The organism is Microbacterium sp. lyk4-40-TSB-66, assembly GCF_030209475.1.
Classification (GTDB): domain Bacteria; phylum Actinomycetota; class Actinomycetes; order Actinomycetales; family Microbacteriaceae; genus Microbacterium.
This window is the reverse complement of sequence record NZ_JARVRW010000010.1, coordinates 139,561-160,152: the sequence shown is the minus strand read 5'-3', so window position 1 is coordinate 160,152 and position 20,592 is coordinate 139,561. Positions and strand designations below refer to the sequence as shown.

General features: G+C 70.9%; 18 protein-coding genes. 5 read left to right on the top strand and 13 right to left on the bottom strand.

What is annotated here, in order from left to right; translation table 11 throughout:
* Positions 1-49 precede the first annotated feature (49 nt).
* Genes QRO03_RS13145 through QRO03_RS13135 form a run of 3 tightly spaced genes read right to left on the bottom strand, consistent with a single transcriptional unit; the run spans position 50 to position 3,048 of the window.
* Positions 50-1,387: a class II 3-deoxy-7-phosphoheptulonate synthase gene (locus QRO03_RS13145; RefSeq protein WP_243222654.1), complete on the bottom strand. Its 1,338-nt coding sequence runs from the start codon at positions 1,385-1,387 to the stop codon at positions 50-52.
* 9 nt (positions 1,388-1,396) lie between these two features.
* Positions 1,397-2,110, bottom strand: coding sequence for a lysophospholipid acyltransferase family protein (locus tag QRO03_RS13140; RefSeq protein WP_285137941.1), 714 nt, complete (start codon positions 2,108-2,110; stop codon positions 1,397-1,399).
* Positions 2,111-2,112: 2 nt separating this feature from the next.
* Complete coding sequence (locus tag QRO03_RS13135; RefSeq protein WP_285137940.1) at positions 2,113-3,048, bottom strand: ROK family glucokinase; 936 nt, start codon at positions 3,046-3,048, stop codon at positions 2,113-2,115.
* Positions 3,049-3,203: 155 nt separating this feature from the next.
* On the opposite strand from QRO03_RS13135, the gene QRO03_RS13130 reads away from it, so the two are divergent.
* Positions 3,204-5,030, top strand: a complete 1,827-nt coding sequence (locus QRO03_RS13130) for an AMP-dependent synthetase/ligase (RefSeq protein ID WP_285137939.1) — start codon at positions 3,204-3,206, stop codon at positions 5,028-5,030.
* 152 nt (positions 5,031-5,182) lie between these two features.
* On the opposite strand, the gene QRO03_RS13125 is transcribed toward QRO03_RS13130, so the two are convergent.
* From QRO03_RS13125 to QRO03_RS13115, 3 genes are read right to left on the bottom strand one after another with little or no spacing between them, the layout of a single operon-like run.
* Positions 5,183-5,674, bottom strand: a complete 492-nt coding sequence (locus QRO03_RS13125) for a peptide deformylase (RefSeq protein WP_285137938.1) — start codon at positions 5,672-5,674, stop codon at positions 5,183-5,185.
* Positions 5,671-8,172, bottom strand: a complete 2,502-nt coding sequence (locus QRO03_RS13120; RefSeq protein ID WP_285137937.1) for a nucleotide-binding protein — start codon at positions 8,170-8,172, stop codon at positions 5,671-5,673. Before QRO03_RS13120 ends, QRO03_RS13125 begins: the two co-directional genes overlap by 4 nt.
* Before the next feature lie 46 nt (positions 8,173-8,218).
* Complete coding sequence (locus QRO03_RS13115; RefSeq protein WP_285137936.1) at positions 8,219-11,626, bottom strand: pyruvate carboxylase; 3,408 nt, start codon at positions 11,624-11,626, stop codon at positions 8,219-8,221.
* 68 nt (positions 11,627-11,694) lie between these two features.
* On the opposite strand from QRO03_RS13115, the gene QRO03_RS13110 reads away from it, so the two are divergent.
* Positions 11,695-12,507: a ParA family protein gene (locus tag QRO03_RS13110; protein ID WP_285137935.1), complete on the top strand. Its 813-nt coding sequence runs from the start codon at positions 11,695-11,697 to the stop codon at positions 12,505-12,507.
* A 202-nt stretch (positions 12,508-12,709) separates the two neighbouring features.
* Here QRO03_RS13110 and QRO03_RS13105 read toward each other — a convergent pair whose 3' ends face one another.
* The 3 genes from QRO03_RS13105 to QRO03_RS13095 all read right to left on the bottom strand — a co-directional run bounded on the left by QRO03_RS13105 (position 12,710) and on the right by QRO03_RS13095 (position 14,523).
* Positions 12,710-13,255, bottom strand: coding sequence for a MerR family transcriptional regulator (locus QRO03_RS13105; protein ID WP_285137934.1), 546 nt, complete (start codon positions 13,253-13,255; stop codon positions 12,710-12,712).
* Between the two features lie 96 nt (positions 13,256-13,351).
* Complete coding sequence (ftsR, locus tag QRO03_RS13100) at positions 13,352-14,038, bottom strand: transcriptional regulator FtsR (protein WP_285137933.1); 687 nt, start codon at positions 14,036-14,038, stop codon at positions 13,352-13,354.
* A complete protein-coding gene (locus QRO03_RS13095) occupies positions 14,038-14,523 on the bottom strand; it encodes an FHA domain-containing protein (RefSeq protein ID WP_285137932.1) in 486 nt (161 codons plus the stop codon). The genes ftsR and QRO03_RS13095 overlap by 1 nt, the downstream gene beginning before the upstream one ends.
* A gap of 267 nt (positions 14,524-14,790) precedes the next feature.
* Here QRO03_RS13095 and QRO03_RS13090 point away from each other — a divergent pair, with 267 nt between their 5' ends.
* Positions 14,791-15,432 (top strand): copper resistance CopC family protein, encoded by a 642-nt coding sequence (locus QRO03_RS13090; RefSeq protein ID WP_285137931.1) that lies wholly within the window; start codon positions 14,791-14,793, stop codon positions 15,430-15,432.
* A 9-nt stretch (positions 15,433-15,441) separates the two neighbouring features.
* The gene (gene lpdA / locus QRO03_RS13085; protein ID WP_285137930.1) at positions 15,442-16,839 is read left to right on the top strand and encodes a dihydrolipoyl dehydrogenase; all 1,398 of its coding nucleotides are present in this window, start codon (positions 15,442-15,444) and stop codon (positions 16,837-16,839) included.
* A gap of 100 nt (positions 16,840-16,939) precedes the next feature.
* On the opposite strand, the gene QRO03_RS13080 is transcribed toward lpdA, so the two are convergent.
* Both QRO03_RS13080 and QRO03_RS13075 read right to left on the bottom strand, forming a co-directional pair.
* Complete coding sequence (locus tag QRO03_RS13080) at positions 16,940-17,584, bottom strand: CYTH domain-containing protein (RefSeq protein WP_285137929.1); 645 nt, start codon at positions 17,582-17,584, stop codon at positions 16,940-16,942.
* Positions 17,581-17,808, bottom strand: coding sequence for a response regulator (locus QRO03_RS13075; RefSeq protein ID WP_285137928.1), 228 nt, complete (start codon positions 17,806-17,808; stop codon positions 17,581-17,583). The genes QRO03_RS13080 and QRO03_RS13075 overlap by 4 nt, the downstream gene beginning before the upstream one ends.
* A 68-nt stretch (positions 17,809-17,876) precedes the next feature.
* Here QRO03_RS13075 and QRO03_RS13070 point away from each other — a divergent pair, with 68 nt between their 5' ends.
* Positions 17,877-18,632 (top strand): glutamine amidotransferase, encoded by a 756-nt coding sequence (locus QRO03_RS13070; RefSeq protein ID WP_285137927.1) that lies wholly within the window; start codon positions 17,877-17,879, stop codon positions 18,630-18,632.
* A gap of 70 nt (positions 18,633-18,702) precedes the next feature.
* Here QRO03_RS13070 and QRO03_RS13065 read toward each other — a convergent pair whose 3' ends face one another.
* Positions 18,703-19,449: an NAD(P)H-hydrate epimerase gene (locus QRO03_RS13065; protein WP_285137926.1), complete on the bottom strand. Its 747-nt coding sequence runs from the start codon at positions 19,447-19,449 to the stop codon at positions 18,703-18,705.
* Positions 19,450-19,493: 44 nt separating this feature from the next.
* Positions 19,494-20,567 carry a YihY/virulence factor BrkB family protein gene (locus QRO03_RS13060; RefSeq protein ID WP_285137925.1) on the bottom strand — a complete coding sequence of 358 codons (1,074 nt, stop codon included), beginning with the start codon at positions 20,565-20,567 and terminating at the stop codon, positions 19,494-19,496.
* Positions 20,568-20,592: the final 25 nt, after the last annotated feature.

The window sequence follows — 20,592 nt, the reverse complement described above, 5'->3', positions numbered from 1 at the left end:
CGCCCCCGACCGCAGCGGATCGGGGGCGTCGGCGAGACGGCGGCGCCGGTCAGCGCTTCTCGAGCTCCTCGGCCACGAGGAAGGCCAGCTCGAGGCTCTGGCGGTGGTTCAGGCGCGGGTCGCAAAGGCTCTCGTAGCGGGTCGCGAGGGTGGCCTCGTCGATCTGCTCCGAGCCGCCCAGGCACTCGGTCACATCGTCACCGGTGAGTTCGACGTGGATGCCGCCGGGGTGCGTCCCCACCGAGCGGTGCGCCTCGAAGAACCCGCGCACCTCGTCGACGACGTCGTCGAAGCGACGCGTCTTGTAGCCGGTGGGCGTGGTGATCCCGTTGCCGTGCATCGGGTCGGTGACCCACAGGGGCACGGCACCCGAGTCGCGGACGGCCTCGAGGAGCGGCGGCAGGGCGTCGCGGATCTTGCCGGCCCCCATGCGCGTGATGAACGTCAACCGGCCCGGCTCCCGCTCGGGGTCGAGCTTGTCGATGAGCGCGAGCGCCGTCTCGGGCGTGGTCGTGGGACCGAGCTTGACGCCGATGGGGTTTCGGATCTTCGAGAAGTAGTCGACGTGCGCGCCGTCGAGCTCGCGCGTGCGCTCTCCGATCCACTGGAAGTGCGACGAGGTGTTGTACGCGAGGCCCGTGCGCGAGTCGATCCGCGTCATGGGGCGCTCGTAGTCCATGAGCAGGCCCTCGTGACCGGTGTAGAACTCCACGCGGGTCAGCTCGTCGAAGTTCGCGCCGGCGGCCTCCATGAACTTGATGGCCCGGTCGATCTCGGTCGCCATCGCCTCGTAGGCCTGGTTGGCCGGCGTGCTCGCGAAGCCCTTGTTCCAGCTGTGGACTTCGCGGAGGTCGGCGAACCCGCCCTGCGTGAAGGCGCGGATGAGGTTCAGGGTCGAGGCCGCCGTGTGGTAGCCCTTGAGCAGTCGCGCGGGATCGGCCCGGCGCGACGCCTCGGTGAAGTCGTAGCCGTTGACGATGTCGCCGCGGTAGGCGGGCAACGTCACGTCGCCGCGCGTCTCGACGTCGCTCGAGCGCGGCTTGGCGAACTGCCCGGCCATGCGGCCCATCTTCACCACGGGCATCGAGGCGCCGTACGTGAGCACGACCGCCATCTGGAGCACCGTCTTGATGCGGTTGCGGATCTGCTCGGCGGTCGCGCCGGCGAACGTCTCGGCGCAATCACCGCCCTGCAGGAGGAACGCTTGACCTGCGGCGGCGCGCGCGAGACGGTCGCGGAGGTTGTCGACCTCGCCGGCGAAGACCAGCGGCGGGAGGGTCGCCAGCTCTGCGGATGCCGCGGCCACCGCGCCCTCGTCATACCACTGGGGCTGCTGCTTGATGGGCAGGGATCGCCAGTGGTCGAGGTCGTGGAGCTGCTGATTCACCCCTGAAGTCTAGTGGCGGGACGCCGGCGCCTTTGCCGCCTGCGCGGTGGCCAGACGGTCCTTCACGGTCGAGGCGTAGACGTCTTCGTAACGCTGCTCGCCGAGGCGCTGGAGCGCCACCATGATCTCGTCGGTGACCGAACGCAGGACGTAACGATCACCCTCCATGCCCTCGAACCGCGAGAAGTCCAACGGTTCGCCGATGACGATGCCGACCCGCCCGACCCGGGGCAGGCGCTGACCGATCGGCATCACGGCGCCGGTGTCGACCATGACGACGGGCACGACCGGCACGCGCGCCTCGAGCGCCATTCGGGCGATCCCGGTGCGGCCGCGGTAGAGCGTGCCGTCGGGGCTGCGGGTGCCCTCCGGATAGATGCCGAGGAGCTCACCGCGACCGAGCACGCCGAGGCCCGTGTTGAGCGAAGCCTCCGACGCCTTGCCGCCGGACCGGTCGATGGGCAGCTGACCCGTCGCGGTGAAGAACATCCTCGTCGCCCAGCCCTTGATGCCCTTGCCGGTGAAGTAATCGCTCTTGGCGAGGAACGCCATCCGGCGGTCGATCATGAGCGGCAGGAAGATCGAGTCGGAGAACGACAGATGGTTGCTGGCGAGGATCGCCGCCCCCTCGGCCGGGATGTTGCGCCGCCCCACCATCCACGGGCGGAAGACGGCCTTGATGACGGGCCCGATGACCACGTACTTCATCAGCCAGTAGAACATCGTCAGCGCTCCTTCCCGGCGAGGTCGGCGACCCCGATCAGGCCGGCGTCGTTGCCCAGACGTGCGATGGCGAACTCGGCGACCGGACGTTCACCGTACCCCGGCAGCGACGTCTCGTACGCGAGCTTCACCGGGGCGAGCAGGTCGGCACCCAGCTGTGCGACGCCGCCGCCGATGACGAACAGCTCGGGATCGAGGACGGCCTGGAAGCCGCCGCACGCCTCACCGAGGGCGGTGGCGACGCGGCGGAGGGCCTCGACCGCACCCGGGTCGCCCGCGAGCACGAGCCGCGAGACGGCGGGCCCGGGGATGGCGCCCTTCTCTTCGCGGATCGCGGCGAGGGCCGCGCCGATGCCGCCCTCGTCGGCGATCGCGTTCGCCTCGCGCTGCAGCGCGCGGCCCGAGGCGTACTGCTCCAGGCATCCGTTCTGCCCGCATCCGCAGGGGTGACCGCCGCGCACGAAGCGCATGTGGCCGAGTTCGCCGCCGATGCCGTGTCCACCGCGGAAGAGTTCGCCGCCGCTGACGACGGCGCCCCCGACACCGGTGCCCATGGTCAGCATGACCATGTCGTGCACGCCGCGACCGGCCCCGAAGCGGTACTCGCCCCAGCCGGCGGCGTTGGCGTCGTTCTCGATCGTGACGGGCGCGTCGAGACGCTGCTCGAGGCGGGCGCGCAGTGGTTCGTCGCGCCAGTCGATGTTGGGGGCGTAGATGACCGTGCTGCGGTCGAGGCTGATGAAGCCCGCCGCCGCGACGCCGATCGCGTGAATGTCGTGCGCGCGCCGCAGGTGGTCGGCCATGTCGACCACGGCATCCACGAGGGCGGCGGGGTCGATGGGGGTGTCGACGCGGAGCTTCTCGATGATGGTGCCGTCGTCGTCGACGACGCCTCCCGCGATCTTCGTGCCCCCGATGTCGATGCCGACGTTGTGCACCGCGCTCCCTTCCGGGCCGACCGAGCGGCTCGGCCCGGTGAAGTCTAGCCATGCCGCGTGCGCGGCGCGGGACGCCGCGTCCCGGTGTCGCCGGAAACCGTGCGGATAGACTCGACGCACCGCTCGACGTTCTTTCCGGTGCCGAAGGAGTTACCGTGATCCAGTTCGACCTTCCCCTCATCGTCCCCGCAGATCCGGATGCCAACGCGTCCGACCTGCTGGCCGACCGCGTCCGGGCGACCCCCGACCGCCCCCTCTTCGCCGTCCCCGACGCCGGCGGATGGCGCGACGTGACCGCCGCCGAGTTCGAGAGGCAGGTCATCGTCCTGGCGAAGGGGTTCGTCGCCGCGGGGGTGCAGCCGGGTGAGAAGGTCGCTTTCATCGCACGTACCACGTACGACTGGACGCTCGTGGACTTCGCGCTGTTCTACGCCGGCGCCGTGATGGTGCCGGTGTACGAGACGAGCTCCCCCGCGCAGATCTCGTGGATCCTGGCGGATTCGGGCGCCGTCGCCGTCGTGCTCGAATCGGCCGACCATGCCGAGCGGCTCGACGAGGTGCGCAGCGACGTCCCCCTCGTGCGCGAGGTGTGGGCGATGCACGCGGGCGACCTGGACAGGCTCGTGGCGGGGGGCACGCACATCACCGACGAAGAGATCGAGCGGCGCCGCCACCTCGCGAAGGCGTCGGACGTCGCGACCCTCATCTACACCTCGGGCTCGACCGGTCGCCCCAAGGGCTGCGTGCTGGTGCACAGCAACTTCGTGGAGCTGGCGCGCAACTCCGCCAAGGCCCTGCACGAGGTCGTCGAGACGGAAGGCGCCTCCACGCTGCTCTTCATCACGACGGCTCACGTCTTCGCACGCTTCATCTCGCTGTTGAACGTGCACGCCGGGGTGAAGACGGGCCACCAGCCCGACACGAAGCAACTCCTTCCCGCGCTCGGCTCGTTCCAGCCCACCTTCCTCCTCGCCGTACCGCGCGTGTTCGAGAAGGTCTACAATTCCGCCGAGCAGAAGGCCGAGGCGGGCGGCAAGGGCAAGATCTTCCGCGCCGCGGCCGACGCCGCGATCGAGCACTCGCAGCGCCTGCAGGAGGGCAAGAAGATCCCGCTCGGGCTCAAGCTCACGTTCGCGCTCTTCGACAAGCTCGTCTACTCGAAGCTCCGGGATGCCATGGGTGGCCGCGTCGTGTACGCGGTGTCGGGGTCGGCCCCGCTCGGCCCACGTCTGGGTCACTTCTTCCGCAGCCTCGGCGTCGTCATCCTCGAGGGGTACGGCCTCACCGAGACCACCGCCCCCGCCACGGTCAACCTGGCCACCAAGTCCAAGATCGGCACCGTGGGCCCCGTCCTGCCGGGCGTGGGCGTGCGACTCGCCGACGACGGCGAGATCCAGGTGCGCGGCATCAACGTCTTCCGCGAGTACTGGCAGAACCCCGAGGCCACAGCCGAGGCCTTCGACGGCGAGTGGTTCAAGACCGGCGACATCGGAGCCTTCGACGGCGACGGGTTCCTCACGATCACGGGTCGCAAGAAGGAGATCATCGTCACCGCCGGAGGCAAGAACGTCGCCCCCGCCGCCCTCGAGGATCCGATCCGAGCCAACCCGATCGTCGGACAGGTCGTGGTGGTCGGAGACCACAAACCCTTCATCGCGGCGCTGGTGACCCTCGACACCGAGATGCTGCCGACGTGGCTCGCCAACAACGGCCTCCCCTCCGACATGTCGCTCGCCGACGCGGCCGAGAACGAGAAGGTGCGCGCCGAGGTGCAGGGCGCCGTCGACCGCGCCAACACCCGCGTGTCGCGCGCGGAGTCGATCCGCAAGTTCACGATCCTCCCCACGGAGTGGACCGAGGCCAGCGGGCACCTGACGCCCAAGATGAGCATCAAGCGCAACGTCATCGTGTCCGACCACGCCGAGGCCATCGAAGACCTCTACGCCGTGCCGGTGAACACGACCAACGTCTCGCTCCCCTGACTCCGGTCGCGAAGAACGGCCCGGCCCCTTCGGAGGACCGGGCCGTCGTCCGTCACGGCGACGACGCGAGTCCTCCGCGACGCGCACAGCCTCGAGCACTCAACGCGAGACGGGACTGACGCCCACACCAGGGGAATGCGGTCTCGCGAGGGTCAGAACCAGTCGCTCTCGCGCACCTGGCGCATCGCCTCGCGGCGCGTGTCGGCGGGCAGGCGCGAGAGGTAGAGCATGCCGTCGAGGTGGTCGGTCTCGTGCTGCAGAGCCTGCGCCAGCAGTCCCTCGCCCTCGAGCACCACCTCGGCGCCGTCCAGGTCCATCCCCACGACCTTCGCCCACGGGTAGCGGATGGCATCGTGCCAGAGACCCGGGACCGAGAGGCATCCCTCCCCCACCGCCTCCGGCTCGCCGCGCGTCTCGACGAGCACGGGGTTGAGCACGTACCCGACGTAGCCGTCGATGTTGTAGCTGAACGCCCGCAGGCCCACGCCGATCTGAGGGGCGGCGACGCCCGCGCGACCGGGCAGTTCGACGGTGTCGATCAGATCCTGTACGAGGGCTCGGACGCCGTCGTCGATCTGGTCGATGGGCGCGCTGACGGCGCGCAGAACCGGGTCGCCGAACACGCGGATCGGACGTACGGTCATGCGGCGGCCACCGGGGAACGCAGTCCCTCGACCACTGCCGCCGCGAGCTCGCGCGCCGCCTGCCGCGTGGAAGGCTGCAGGTCGCGGAAGGTGATCGCACTGCCGGCGGCGATGCGTGCGTCGTACGGCATCCGGATGACGGTGCGCACCCGTGAGCGGAAGTGCGCCTCGAGTTCGCTCTCGCGCACGAGGGGGGTGCCCGGCCGCGAGTTGTTCAGGACGACGACGGCATCGCGTACGCGCGCGGCGTACCCGTTGGTCTCGAGCCAGGTGAGGGTCTCGGACGCGAGTCGGGCCTCATCGACCGACAGCCCCGCGACGATGACGACCGTGTGGGCGAGTTCGAGTGTCGCGCCCATCACCGAGTGCACGATGCCCGTGCCGGTGTCGGTCAACACGATGGAGTAGTAGTGCGCGGCCACGTCGGCGACGCGTCGGTAGTCGTCGTCGCTGAACGCCTCCGACACCCGCGGATCGGCGTCGGATGCCAGCACGTCGAGGCGCGTGGCGTCGCGGGCCACGATCGAGGAGACGTCGTGATAACCGGCGACCTCGTCATGGGAGCGCACGAGATCGCGGACGGTGCGACCGTTCGGCCGGCCCACCCGGTCGGCGAGCGTCCCGCGGTCGGGGTTGGCGTCGACGGCGATGATGCGGTCGTCGCGTGCATCGGCGAGGGCCATCCCCAGCAGCGACGTGACGGTGGTCTTACCCACTCCGCCCTTGCGCGACAGAACCGGTACGAAGCGCGCGCCCCCGGTGAGAGGCGCCGCGATGCGCTGGTCGAGGTCCTTTCGGTCACGGGCACGGCGCCCGTCGCCGAGATTGATGCGATGACCCGAGACCGAGTAGACGAGCTGCTGCCACAGTCCCTCGGGCTCGGGCTTGGAGATCTGGCGCGGGTCGAGCAGACGGTCGGCGGTGAGCAGATCGGAGCTCTCGCGGGAGTCGTCGATCTGTCCGATGCGCTTCGAGGTCAGTGTGACGTCGGGCGCGGGCGTGCGGACGCGTTCCATCGCGTGCGCACGGTCGACGCGCGCGGCCTCGTCGGCGGCGCGCGCGGCCTCGTCGGCCTGGTGCGCGCCGCGGCGCGTGAGCGGGAGGGTGCCGATGGCGCCCGTCGCCGCACGCTCGGCGCGGGTGGCGGGCACGGGCCCCGTCGCCGGCGTCGCGTCGGACGCGGCCGCGACGGGACCGGTCGTGGACGCGGTGGTCGGCGCGGGGGCGTCACCGTTCGCCGGGGTCTCCCCCGCCGGGGTGGAGACGGGGCCGGTGCCCGGGGCGCCGGTGGGCTGCGACGCGGCGTCCGTCGTCGCGGAGGGCCCCGCGCCCGACGATGCCGTCGCCTCGGTGTCGGGCATGTCGTTCTCGGATGCCACGTCGTCCTCCTCCGGGGCCGTCGCCGACCCGCTCGCGGGCTCGTCCGTCTCATCCGCGGGCGCGGATACGGCGTCGTCGTCATCGGTGCGGGGGCGATCGGAGACAGGGATCCACGGCGCGTGGGTCAGGGCTGTGCCGGCCGCCGCGGTATCCCGCACCTCGAGGGTGTCGTCCGAGTGTTCGGGGGCGCCGTCGAGGCCGTGCGCGCTCTCCGGTTCCGCCGCGTCGGTCACGCCGACCCCGGGCATGTCGTCGGGGTCAGCGGCGTCGGCCTCGAACAGCTCGACGTCGTCGACGATCTCGGCGTCGTGGAGGTCGGAGGCACGGACGTCGTCCGGCGCATCTGCGTGCGCGGACGTGATGGCCACTTCGCGGAGATCGTAGGCCGTGTCGTCGTCACCGTGTCCGTGCCGGGCGTCGTGGGCGGAGTCCGTCCCGGTCGCGAACGACTCGGCTCCGTCGTGGGCGTCCGGCTCGGGGACCTGGTCGACGTGCTCGGCTCCGTCTGCGTCGGCGTGCCCGGTGGCGTGCGCGTCAGCGTGCTCGGCGTCGTACGCCTCGGCGTGCGGCGCCTCCGGGGGTTCGACGTGGGACTCGGCCTGCGGAGCCTCCGCGTGCGCACGGTCGTCGGACTCGGCGTGCTCGGTGTGCGGAGTCTCGTGTTCCGCGTCGTCAGCCTGCGCGTGCTCGACATGGCCGGCGTCCCAGACCTGCGGGGCGTCGGCGCCGTGCTCGTCGTCGACGAGCTCCGCATCCTGCACGTCATGGTTCTCGTCGCCGGAGGTCGACGCGTCGGGCTCGTCGTGGGGCTCGAGGATGATGTCGCCGGTGGGAAGCGATTCGACGTGGTGCACGTGGGCGATCTCGCGGTCGCCCTTGTCGGAACGACGCTCGTGCGGGGCATCGAGGAGGGGACGACCGGGGTCGTCGATGGGGATCTCGTCTTCGATCACGTCGTCGTCGAGGTCGTCGTCGCCGGCCACAGGCAGGTCGACGTTGACCTGAGCGATGTGCCCACCGAGGATCGTGATGCTGGCGGTATCGAGGTTCCCGCTCTCGTCGAGGACGCCGTGTTCGGCGTTCTCGTCGGGGTTCGCGTCGGTGCGGTCGGGGGTCACTGCAGTCTCCAAACGGAAGGAGGGCGCGAAAGCGCCCCCTCCCAGGCTACTGCGACGGGCGGATCACCAGCAAAAGGTCTCCTGCTTCGACCTGTTGTGTGCTACCGATCGCGACGCGCTCGACGACTCCCTCGACGGACGAGGTGATCGCCGCCTCCATCTTCATCGCCTCGATGGACGCGACCGCCTGTCCCGCCGCCACCCGGTCGCCCGGGCTGGCCTTCATCGTCACGACGCCCGAGAAGGGCGCCGCGATCTGACCGGGCTTGGAGGTGTCGGCCTTCTCGGCCTGGCGCACCTCGACGTCGATCGAACGATCGCGCACGAACACCGGGCGCAACTGACCGTTCAGGGTCGTCATGACGGTGCGCATGCCCTTTTCATCGGCGTCGCCGACGGCCTCGAGCCCGACGAACAGCTGAACGCCCCGCTCGATCTCTACGACGTGCTCGCCACCGGCACGCAACCCGTAGAGGTAGTCGGCGGTGTCGAGGACGCTGAGGTCGCCGTAGTTCGCCCGCATCTCCTCGAACGTCCGGGTCGGGCCGGGGAACAGCAGGCGGTTCAGACGGGCTCGTCGATCGCCCGGCTCCCCCGCGAGGGCTGCGGTGTCGTCGTCGGTGAGCGGGGTGACGCCGGTCTTGGCGTCCCGGCCCGCGAGCACCTTCGAGCGGAACGGTTCGGGCCAGCCGCCCGGCAGGTCGCCGAGCTCGCCCGCCATGAACGACACGACCGAGTCGGGCACGTCGTACTTCTCGGGGTTCTGCTCGAAGTCGGCCGGGTCGGCCTTGACGGCGGCGAGGTGCAGGGCGAGGTCCCCCACGACCTTCGACGACGGGGTGACCTTCGGCACGCGCCCGAGGATGCGGTCGGCGGCGGCGTACATGTCCTCGATGAGCTCGAAGTCGTCGGCGAGGCCCAGGGCGATGGCCTGCTGACGCAGGTTCGACAGCTGCCCGCCCGGGATCTCGTGGCGGTACACGCGGCCCGTCGGACCGGCGAGGCCCGACTCGAAGGGGCGGTACAGGTGACGCACCGCCTCCCAGTACGGCTCGAGGTCGCTCACGGCGCCGAGGTCGAGGCCGGTGTCGCGCTCGGTGTGCGCGAGGGCGGCGACGAGGGCCGACAGCGACGGCTGGCTGGTGGTGCCCGCCATGGGCGCGGCGGCGGCGTCCACGGCATCCGCCCCCGCATCGGACGCGGCCAGCAGGGTGGCGAGTTGGCCGCCGGCGGTGTCGTGCGTGTGCACGTGGACGGGCAGGTCGAACCGGTCGCGCAGCGCCGAGACGAGCTTCGCCGCGGCGGCGGGACGCAGGAGGCCCGCCATGTCCTTGACGGCGAGGATGTGCGCGCCCGCCTCCACGATCTGCTCGGCCAGACGCAGGTAGTAGTCGAGGGTGTACAGGTTCTCGGCCGGGTCGAGCAGGTCTCCGGTGTAGCAGACGGCGACCTCGGCGACGGCGGTGCCGGTGGCGAGCACGGCGTCGATCGCCGGTCGCATCTGCGACACGTCGTTGAGCGCGTCGAAGATGCGGAAGATGTCGACACCGGATGCCGCGGCCTCGGCGACGAACGCGTCGGTGACCTCGGTGGGGTACGGCGTGTAGCCGACCGTGTTGCGCCCGCGCAGCAGCATCTGGATCGCGATGTTGGGCAGGGCCTCGCGGAGCGCGTCGAGACGCTCCCACGGGTCTTCGCCGAGGAAGCGGAGGGCCACGTCGTACGTCGCCCCGCCCCACGCCTCGACCGAGAGCAGGCCCGGGGTGAGACGGGCGACGTGCGGGGCGACGCGCACGAGGTCGCGGGTGCGCACGCGCGTGGCCAGCAGCGACTGGTGCGCGTCGCGGAAGGTGGTCTCGGTGACGGCGAGGGCGGTCTGCTCGCGCAGCGCCCGGGCGAATCCCGCCGGACCGAGCTCCCGCAGACGCTGGCGGGAACCCGCGGGGGCGGGCGCAGCGAAATCGAGAGGCGGGAGCTTGGCGCCGGGGTCGATCGAGAGCGGGTTCTCACCGTTCGGGCGGTTGACTGTGGTGTCGACGAGCCAGGACAGCACCTTCGTCCCGCGGTCCTTCGACTCACGTCCCCGCAGCAGCTCGGGACGCTCGTCGATGAACGACGTGCTGAGGTCGCCCGCGATGAACGCCGGGTCGTCGAGCACGGCCTGCAGGAAGGGGATGTTCGTGGAGACCCCGCGGATGCGGAACTCGGCCAGGGCGCGACGGGCGCGCGCAACGGCCGCGGGGAAATCCCGACCGCGGCACGACAGCTTCGACAGCATCGAGTCGAAGTGCGGGCTGACCTGGGATCCCGCGGCCGTCGTGCCGCCGTCGAGGCGGATGCCGGCGCCGCCGGGCGAGCGGTAGGTCGTGATCTTGCCGGTGTCGGGGCGGAAGCCCTGCGTGGGGTCCTCCGTCGTGATGCGGCACTGCAGGGCCGCCCCGCGCAGGTGGATGTCGCCCTGCTGGAGGTGCAGGTCGGCGAGTGTCTGACCGGCGGCGATGCGCATCTGCGACTGCACGAGGTCGACGTCGGTGACCTCCTCGGTCACGGTGTGCTCGACCTGGATGCGCGGGTTCATCTCGATGAAGACGACCTCGCCCGTGCGGGGACCCGCGGTCTCGAGCAGGAACTCGACCGTGCCGGCGTTCTGGTACCCGATCGAGCGGGCGAAGGCGACGGCGAAGCGGTGCAGATCCTGCCGCACCGCGTCGTCGAGGTTGGGGGCAGGAGCGATCTCGATGACCTTCTGGTGGCGACGCTGCACGGAGCAATCGCGCTCGAAGAGGTGCACCGTCTCGCCCGTGGCATCCGCGAGGATCTGCACCTCGACGTGACGCGGGCGCTGCACGGCCTGCTCGAGGAACATGCGGGGGTCGCCGAACGCGCTCTGCGCCTCGCGCATCGCCTCGGCCAGGGCCGGCGCCAGCTCGCCCATGCTCTCGACGCGGCGCATGCCGCGCCCACCCCCACCCGCGACCGCCTTGGCGAAGATCGGGAAGCCGATCTCCTCCGCCTGCGCCAGCAGCGCGTCGATGTCGTCGGACGCCGGCGTGGAGCGCAGCACCGGCACGCCGGCGGCGATCGCGTGCTCCTTGGCGGTGACCTTGTTGCCCGCCATCGACAGCACCTCGGCGGGCGGGCCGATGAACGTGATGCCGTGGGCCGCGGCCTTCTCGGCGAGCTCCGGGTTCTCGGACAGGAAGCCGTACCCCGGGTAAATGGCATCCGCGCCGCACTCACGGGCGACGCGGATGATCTCGTCCACGTCGAGGTAGGCGCGCACGGGGTGGCCGCGCTCGCCGATCTGGTAGGCCTCGTCGGCTTTGAGCCGGTGGAGCGACGCGCGGTCCTCGTAGGGGTAGACCGCGACCGTGCGGGCTCCCACCTCGTAGGCGGCGCGGAACGCCCGGATGGCGATCTCGCCACGGTTGGCGACCAGGATCTTCGAAAACATGCGCACCTCAGGTCGATCTGGCGGGGCTGAATGTGCTCACAGCCTAGGGGAAGGTAACGTGGACTCTCGTGCACGTACTCTCCGTCAGCTCTCTCAAAGGCGGGGTCGGCAAGACGACCGTGACACTCGGGCTGGCTTCCGCAGCCTTCGCACGTGGCGTTCGCACTCTCGTCGTCGACCTCGACCCCCAATCCGACGTGTCGACCGGCATGGACATCTCGGTGGCCGGCCGTCTCAACATCGCTGATGTCCTGGCGAACCCGAAAGAGAAGGTCGTGCGTCAGGCGATCACCTCCAGCGGGTGGGCGAAGGTGCATCCCGGCACCATCGACGTGATGATCGGGAGCCCGTCGGCGATCAACTTCGACGGCCCGCACCCGAGCGTGCGCGACGTCTGGAAGCTCGAGGAGGCCCTGGCCACCATCGAGAGCGAGTACGACCTCGTGCTCATCGACTGCGCCCCCTCGCTCAACGCCCTCACGCGCACCGCGTGGGCGGCGAGCGATCGCGTCGTCGTCGTCACCGAACCCGGACTGTTCTCCGTCGCCGCCGCCGACCGCGCCCTCCGCGCGATCGAGGAGATCCGTCGCGGCCTCTCGCCGCGCCTGCAGCCGCTCGGCGTCGTGGTCAACCGCGTACGCCCGCAGTCGATCGAGCACCAGTTCCGCATCAAGGAACTGCGCGACATGTTCGGTCCCCTCGTGCTCAACCCGCAGCTGCCCGAGCGCACCTCGCTCCAGCAGGCGCAGGGTGCGGCGAAGCCGCTCCACGTCTGGCCCGGCGATTCGGCGCAGGAACTGGCTGCCGACTTCGACGCTCTGCTCGACCGGATCGTCCGCACCGGCCGCATCCCCGTCGCGGGCGACGCGCCCCAGGCCTGACCGCACTCGCTCCGTCCGGACGCCGTCCCGCTGCCCCGCAGCCGGACGGCGTCTGTCGTTTCCGGTCTGCTGTGCGGCACGCGCGAATCGCCGGGAATCGGCGCTTCGAAGAGCGGCCGAGCACCGAACCTCCGCGACTCGCGCGGCCCCGGCGAAGAAGAATCCCGGATGCCATGGCATCCGGGATTCGAAGGAGTCGGCGTCAGGCGGTGCGTGCGGCGCGGCGCGCGGCGAGCTCGTCGACCGCGTCGGGCTGAGCGGACTCGAAATCGACGAGAGTGGATTCGACCTCGCGGAGGACCTTGCCGACGGCGATGCCGAAGACGCCCTGACCACGGCTGACGAGGTCGATGACCTCGTCGTTCGAGGTGCACAGGTACACCGAGGCACCGTCGCTCATGAGCGTCGTGCCCGCCAGATCCCGGATGCCGGCGGCGCGCAGCTGCTCGACGGCGGTGCGGATCTGCTGGAGCGAGATGCCGGTGTCGAGCAGGCGCTTCACGAGCTTCAGCACGAGGATGTCGCGGAAACCGTAGAGGCGCTGAGATCCCGATCCGCTGGCGCCGCGGACGGTCGGGACGACCAGTTCGGTGCGCGCCCAGTAGTCGAGCTGGCGGTAGGTGATGCCCGCCGCTCGTGCGGCGACCGCTCCGCGGTACCCGGTGTCGTCGTCCATCTCGGGCAGACCGTCGGTGAAGAGGAGGTCGGCGGCGAACCGAGGTTCACCGAGTGCGTCGCCAGCGTTCATGCTCGCGTCCCTCCTCTTCGGTTCGTTGCTTCCACGCTAGATCAGCGGAGGTGCCCCGGCAATGACATCCGCTCCGAGGGGCGCGGCGTGTCGCGTTCAGGAGAGCATCCGGTCGAGGGCGTCACGGACGAACATGGTGCGCACCTCGTCGAGCCGCGTCGCCAACTCGGGGGCGAGCTCGCTCGCGCGCGCCCGCGACGGCGCGTCGGGGCGGCGCAGCAGCGCCGACAAGGCCGACTCGACCAGGGACACCTCGCGCTCGGCGCTCTGGCGCAGCGCCCGCACGTGGCGCGGTTCGATGCCGTGACGATCGAGGGCGACGAGTGCCCGCAGCAGAGCGACCGTCTGCTCGGGGTAGCTCTCGGCGCCGACGATGACGCCGGTGCTCACGGCGTCGTTGAGGAGCTGGGGCCCGGCGCCGGCCGCGGCGAGCAGCTCGTCGCGACGGTACCGGCGCGGGGCGCTGGTCATCGACGGGATCGAGGTGGGCGGCGCAGGATTGCGGCCGGCGTCGAGATCGGCGAGGTAGTCGCGGATGACGACGAGCGGCAGGTAGTGATCGCGCTGCAGCGTGAGGGCCAGGCGCAGTCGTTCGAGGTCGGCGGGAGAGAACTTGCGGTATCCGGACTCGGTCCGCGTGGGCGAGACGATGCCCTGCACCTCGAGGAAACGCAGCTTGCTGGAGGTCAGCGCGGGGAAATCGGGTGTCAGGCGCGCGAGCACCTGCCCGATGCTCAGCAGCCCCGCAGCCGTCTGACGACTACGGGACGGGGCTGCCGCCATCAGTGCTCTGCCGCGGGCAGATCGACCGGCGAACCGAAGAAGTTCAGGCGGAACTTTCCGATGCGCACCTCGCTGCCGTTGACGAGCGCGGCGCGGTCGACGCGCTCGCCGTTGACGTAGCTGCCGTTGAGCGAGCGCTGGTCGACGATCTCGAAGGCCGTTCCCGTGCGCGTGATCTCGGCGTGCCGGCGCGAGACGGTGACGTCGTCGAAGAACAGGTCCGCCTCGGGGTGGCGGCCGACGGTGGTGATGTCGGTGTCGAGCAGGTAGCGGGCACCGGTGGTGGGACCCGAGCGCACGATGAGCAGGGCGGCACCGGAGGGGAGCGCGCCGATCGCCTCGACCTCGGCCTCGGTGAGGTCCGCACCGAAGGGGACGAACGACAGGTCGGCGTCGTGGGTCTGGGTCGTGTCGTTCGAACCGGCGGCGGCGGCCTCGCCTGCGCGTCGGATGTCGTCTCGCTCGAATCGGCTTGTCTCGTCCACGGCTTCTCCTTCTCATTCACCATAACCGACCGGTTCGCGCCGGAAGGGCGACCGGCCTCGAGCGGGCCATGGTGATGCGTGATGTGTCTCGGCCCGCCGATACCGGCACCGCGGTTCGGGGCGCGAAACGGTCGACGAGACACTCGAACCTATCGACCCGAGCACGCCCCTGTCGAGTCCGGGTGACGGTGCGCGTCGGGCTCCGACCCCCCGGGGAGCGCCGTCGCTCCCAGGCCCTTCCTCGGATGCCGTAACTAGGGTCGGAGCATGAGGTCCCCCCAGGCGCCGCGCCGGCGCACCCTTCCCGCCGTCCTGGCCACCGCGTTCCTGGCCGCCGCTGCCCTCCTCGTCCCGGCCCTTCCGGCCTCCGCGCACGACGAACTCGTCGCGACCGACCCGGCCGCCGACAGCGTGCTCGAGGCGCTGCCGGAGCAGATCACACTGTCCTTCAGCGCCGACGTGCTCCCCGACGCGGGCGCGACGGTGGTCGAGGTGACCGACGCCTCCGGCGCCTCGCTGACCGACGGCACGCCCGAGGCCGCGGGCGCCGAGGTGACGCAGGCGTTGGCGGGCCCGGCATCCGGTGCCGTCACCGTGCGCTGGCGAGTGGTGTCGAGCGACGGTCACCCCATCGACGGCGAGTTCGCGTTCTCGGTCCCGGCCGCCTCCCCCACCCCGACACCGTCCGCGACCGCGACCGCCTCCCCCACCGCCTCGGCGACCGAGCCGGCGACGCCCGCCGCGTCCGCCGAACCCACCGCCGCCCCCGTCGAGGCGGCGGCTCCGGCGTCCCCGCTGCCGTGGATCCTGCTCGTGGTGGCGCTGGTCATCGTGGCCGGTGTGCTGGTGTACGTCTTCGCCTCCCGCGGGCCGCGGAACACCGCCGAAGGCGGCGGCGCCGGACGATAGGCTTGACCCATGCCTCATTACGATCTGGTCATTCTTGGTGCGGGTCCCGGCGGGTACGTCGCCGCCGTCCGCGGCGCACAGCTCGGACTGTCGGTCGCGATCGTCGAAGAGAAGTACTGGGGCGGTGTGTGCCTCAACGTGGGTTGCATCCCCTCCAAGGCGCTCCTGCGCAACGCCGACCTCGCGCACACGTTCCACGCGAAGGCCGACCTGTTCGGCATCTCGGGCGACGTGCACTTCGACTTCGGCAAGGCGTTCGACCGCTCGCGCAGTGTCGCCGCCGGCCACGTCAAGGGCATCCACTACCTGATGAAGAAGAACAAGGTCACCGAGTACGAGGGCCGCGGCTACTTCGCCGACGACCACACGATCGACGTGACCAAGACCGACGGCTCGAAGGAGCAGGTCACCTTCGACAACGTCATCATCGCCACGGGCTCGACCGTGCGTCTCCTCCCCGGCGTCACCCTGAGCGAGAACGTCGTCACCTACGAGGAGCAGATCCTCACCCGCGAGCTCCCCGAGTCGATCGTCATCGTCGGCGCCGGTGCCATCGGCATGGAGTTCGCCTACGTGATGACGAACTACGGCGTGAAGGTCACCATCATCGAGTTCCTCGACCGCGCCCTCCCCAACGAGGACGCCGAGGTCTCGAAAGAGATCCAGAAGCAGTACAAGGGCTACGGCGTCGACATCCTCACCTCCACCAAGGTCGAGTCGGTCACCGACCACGGCGACAAGGTCACCGTCGCCTACACCGGCAAGGACGGCGCGCAGGGCTCGATCGACGCCGACCGCGTGCTCATGTCGATCGGTTTCGCGCCCAAGGTCGACGGCTTCGGTCTCGAGAACACCGGCGTGAAGCTCACCGAGCGCGGTGCCATCAACATCGACGACCACATGCGCACCAACGTGCCGCACATCTACTCGATCGGCGACGTCACCGCCAAGCTGCAGCTCGCGCACGTCGCCGAGGCGCAGGGTGTGGTCGCCGCCGAGACGATCGGCAAGGCCGAGACGCAGACGCTGGGCGACTACCGCAACATGCCGCGCGCAACGTTCTGCAACCCGCAGGTCGCCTCGTTCGGTCTCACCGAGCAGCAGGCGCGCGACGCCGGCCACGACATCAAGGTCTCGAAGTTCCCCTTCTCGGCCAACGGCAAGGCGAACGGCCTCGGCGAGCCGGTCGGCTTCGTCAAGCTCGTCGCCGACGCCGAGACGCTCGAGCTCATCGGTGGCCACCTCATCGGCCCCGACGTGTCGGAGCTCCTGCCCGAGCTCACCCTGGCGCAGAAGTGGGACCTCACCGCCCTCGAGGCTGCGCGCAACGTGCACACGCACCCCACGCTGTCGGAAGGCCTGCAGGAGGCGTTCCACGGCCTCACGGGTCACATGATCAACCTCTGACCCGCCGCACGACGTCGAAGGCCCGCCCGGTTCGCCGGGCGGGCCTTCCGCATTCGCCTCCGGTCTGCCGGGTGGCGGTGCTGCGGGAACGGGTGGGTGGTCAGTGGCCGAGGGCGCGGGCGAGCTTGGATCCGGATGCCGCGTGTCGACCGCCCGCGGCGAACACCGCTGCATCGACGGAGGCGAAGAACGTCGCACGCCCCTGATCGTCTTCGGGCGCCGCCGGGCCGAGCTCGACCTCCCACTCACGCCACGCGGAATCCACCCCTCGTCGCTCGTCGCGCGCCCGGACACGGTCGTCGACGAACTCGGCGACCGCCTCTCCCTCGGCGTCGAGAAGGGCGTACGCCGTGCGGTCGTTGCGCACGCGCGCGAGCGGCGTCAAGGGGGGTGCGGCGATCGAGGCGACGGCATCCTGAACCGCCGGGGGCACGATCGGGTCGGCCTCGTCATCGGCGATGTCGCCGAGCGGCCACTGACGCTCGCTGCGCCCCCCGCCCTGCGACGGACCCTTCACGTGCCACCCCTCGTCGGGACCGCCGCGCCGCCGACGGACCGCGACGCCCGCGCGGGCGAGCGCGGCGTCTGCCGTATCGACGTAGCGCGCGTCGAGGTCACGGGGCTCGGGGTCACCGACGCTCGAGACACCCGGCAGCGCCGACCAGTCCGGAAGCGGCGTGGCGTCGTCGACGTCGTACTTGGCCTCGACCTCGACGCTCGACGCGCCGTGGGCGGCTCCGCTCAATCGTCGCGGCCGTCGGCGTCGGGGTTGATGTCTTCGGTCTCTTCCGAGAACGCGAAGACCGCCTCGGTGGGGCCGTCGGACTCGCCGGTGTTCGTCGGCTCGCCCTGGCGGCGGTAGACCAGCTGCCCCTCGCTGTAGGGCATGATCAGCGTGTCGTCGGAGTCGTTCTCGAGCGGGAGGACCTGCCCGTCGAGCGGGCCTCCGGTCAGTCGTGCGATAGCCATGGGGAAAGCGTAGACCGCGGCCCCGACACCGCCCGGCGCCTTGACAGTGCTCGCCTAGAATCGCTCGGGTGACATGGACGGACCTGCCCGGCGATCGCCCGTTCGTCCTGCTCGCCACCCGAGCGGAGGATCTGCCGGCCGACGAGGAGTACGCGCTCTTCCTCCGCTACACCGGTCTGCCGCCCGAGAGGTTGCGCCGCATCCGCCTGGAGCGCGAGCCCATGCCCGCTCTCGACCTCGACGACGTCGCGGGCATCATGGTCGGTGGGAGCCCCTTCAACGCCTCCGACCCTCTCGAGAAGAAGTCGTCGGTGCAGCGACGGGTCGAGGCGGAGATGGCGGCACTGCTCGACGAGGTCGTCGCCCGCGACGTGCCGTTCCTCGGCGCCTGCTACGGCGTCGGCACCCTCGGCACGCACCTCGACGCCACCATCGACGGCAGCTTCGCCGAACCGATCAGCGTGGTCGAGGTGACCCTCACCGACGACGGCCGCACCGATCCGTTGGCGGAGGGCCTGCCCGAGACGTTCTCCGCCTTCGTCGGACACAAGGAGGCCATCACGACGCTGCCCGGGGCGGCGGTGCTGTTGGCGTCGTCCCCCACGTGCCCGGTGCAGATGTTCCGGGTGGGCCGCAACGTCTACGCGACGCAGTTCCATCCCGAACTCGACGTCGACGGCATCGTCACGCGCATCCACGCCTACGCGGATTACGGCTACTTCGCCGCCGAGGAGTTGCAGACCACCCTCGCGGCCGTGCGCCGTGCGCCCGTGACAGTGCCGTCGCGCATGCTGCGCACGTTCGTGGAGAGATACGCGCGCTAGCCGCTCCCCCGGCGAGGTTCCCGCCCGGCGGTCGCGGTGACGAAGCGCGGGCGAGCGCTCGAGCGCTCCGTCATAGCCGATGACGTGCGGGGACCCGCACGACGGCGATCGGCGCGGTCACCGCCGGGTGCGCGCGACGCAGTGCGGGCTCGAGCCCGAGGTCGACCAGGTGCACCCGCCCCGACAGCTCGGGACCGCGCCCGCGCACGAGCCCGGCCTTCACGGCCCCGAACGTGACGGTGACGTCGGCGGGGAGCACGGAACCCTCCGCCGACCCGTCATCGGGATCGAGGCCGCTCGGCACATCGACGGCGACGACACGCGGGCGCTCGGGGAGCGCGAGAAGGGCTTCGACGAGCGCGCGGGCGGACCCGCGGAGCCGTCGATCGCTCAACCGGCCGATCCCCAGGATGCCGTCGAGCACGAGCGCGTATTCGCTCAGGCGGGTGCAGACGTCACTCGCCGAGACGACGCGTGCGCCGGCCGCGGTCGCGGCATCCAGTGCCGCGCGGTGCACGCGGTCGCGTACAAGGACGACGTCGACGCCGCCCGCGCGGCCCGCGAGGTCAGCGGCCGCGTACAGCGCGTCGCCGCCGTTGTCACCCGCGCCGGCCAGCACGAGCACGGCACCGGGGGCTGCGTTCAGCTCGACCGCGACGATCTCGGCCAGAGCCTCGGCGGCCCACCTCATGAGGGGCCGACCCTCGGCGATCAGGGGAGCCTCGGCGGCCCGCACGGCATCCGCCGTGTAGGCCGCGGTGCGGTGCGCCGCGGGCGCAGCAACGCGGCTCCCGCTGTCACCCGCGGTCTCAGACATGGCTCGTCGCTCCGCGAGCGCCGTCGTCGAAGCCGGTCGGGTCGTCAGACATCGCTCTTCGCCCGTGCGTCGTGCTCGGCGTCGCTCTCCCGTGCCGCAGCCGCGGGATCGGTCTTGGCGAGGGTCTCGCGCTCCTTCGCCTCGGCCTCCCGCGCGGCGTTCAGCTCACCGAGGGCGGCGCTCATCGCCTTCTCGGCACGCCGGACGCGGAACTGGATCATCGTCGCGGCACCGTACTTCGCCCGCACGCGGTCGTGGTCCTCCTCGGTGGCGACCGTGATGTAGGCGCCGGCGATGAGGATGACCTGGCTCGAAAGGTTCAGCCACAGCAGAAGGGCGATGAGCGAGGCGAAGGTCGCCAGCAGCGGGTTGCTGCTCGCGCCTCCGACGAAGAGTCCCGAGAGCTGCTGCAGCACCACGAGGCCGACGCCGCCGATCAGTGCGCCGCGGATGAGGGTGCCGCGCCGGGCGCGCACGCCCGACAGCAGCGCGAAGGCGGCGGCGATCGCGGCCGAGTCCAGCGCGAGCACCACCACCGTCGACAGCAGCCACGTGAGCACGGCGGTGACCCAGGAGTCGGCGGAGACGCCGAGGAGCTCCCGTACGAACGTCAGGCCGGCGGTGGCGAGGAAGGTGACCGCCGCACCCGCCACGAGGGCGACGCCGATGCCGATCGCGAGGGCGAGGTTGCGCAGCAGCACCCACACGACGAGGGTGTCGTCGGTGGTGACGCCGGCGATCTGGCGCAGGGCGGCGCGCAACGACCCGATCGCTCCGATGGCGGCACCGATCAGACCCAGCGAGCCGACGATGCCGGCGATGGTGAGTCCGGCGGGCGCATCGATGTCCTCGATCTTGATCAGTCCGTTCTCGCCGACCAGCCCCGGAACCACGCTGTTCACCGACCGCACGAGGGCGCTCAGCCCCTCCGGGTTCCCCGCCAGCCAGAGGGAGGCGAACGAGAAACCGATGAGCACGGCGGCGAAGAGGCTGAAGAGCGTGCGATAGGTGACGCTGTCGGCCAGGCTCGGGCCGCGCGCTCCCGAGTAGACGAGGAAGGCGCGCACGAGGCGGAGCGACAGCGCCCACGCGGTGACGCGACGGATCAGGTCGAGCATGGGCTCAGCGTATCGACGCGGCGCC

Bases quoted from the DNA above. Each gene is read 5' to 3' on its own strand.
- QRO03_RS13060 (WP_285137925.1), bottom strand. From the start codon at position 20,567: ATGCTCGACCTGATCCGTCGCGTCACCGCGTGGGCGCTGTCGCTCCGC.
- QRO03_RS13125 (WP_285137938.1), bottom strand. From the start codon at position 5,674: ATGACCGTACGTCCGATCCGCGTGTTCGGCGACCCGGTTCTGCGCGCC.
- QRO03_RS13090 (WP_285137931.1), top strand. From the start codon at position 14,791: ATGAGGTCCCCCCAGGCGCCGCGCCGGCGCACCCTTCCCGCCGTCCTG.
- QRO03_RS13075 (WP_285137928.1), bottom strand. From the start codon at position 17,808: ATGGCTATCGCACGACTGACCGGAGGCCCGCTCGACGGGCAGGTCCTC.
- QRO03_RS13065 (WP_285137926.1), bottom strand. From the start codon at position 19,449: ATGTCTGAGACCGCGGGTGACAGCGGGAGCCGCGTTGCTGCGCCCGCG.
- QRO03_RS13140 (WP_285137941.1), bottom strand. From the start codon at position 2,110: ATGTTCTACTGGCTGATGAAGTACGTGGTCATCGGGCCCGTCATCAAG.
- QRO03_RS13105 (WP_285137934.1), bottom strand. From the start codon at position 13,255: ATGAACGCTGGCGACGCACTCGGTGAACCTCGGTTCGCCGCCGACCTC.
- lpdA (WP_285137930.1), top strand. From the start codon at position 15,442: ATGCCTCATTACGATCTGGTCATTCTTGGTGCGGGTCCCGGCGGGTAC.
- ftsR (WP_285137933.1), bottom strand. From the start codon at position 14,038: ATGGCGGCAGCCCCGTCCCGTAGTCGTCAGACGGCTGCGGGGCTGCTG.
- QRO03_RS13115 (WP_285137936.1), bottom strand. From the start codon at position 11,626: ATGTTTTCGAAGATCCTGGTCGCCAACCGTGGCGAGATCGCCATCCGG.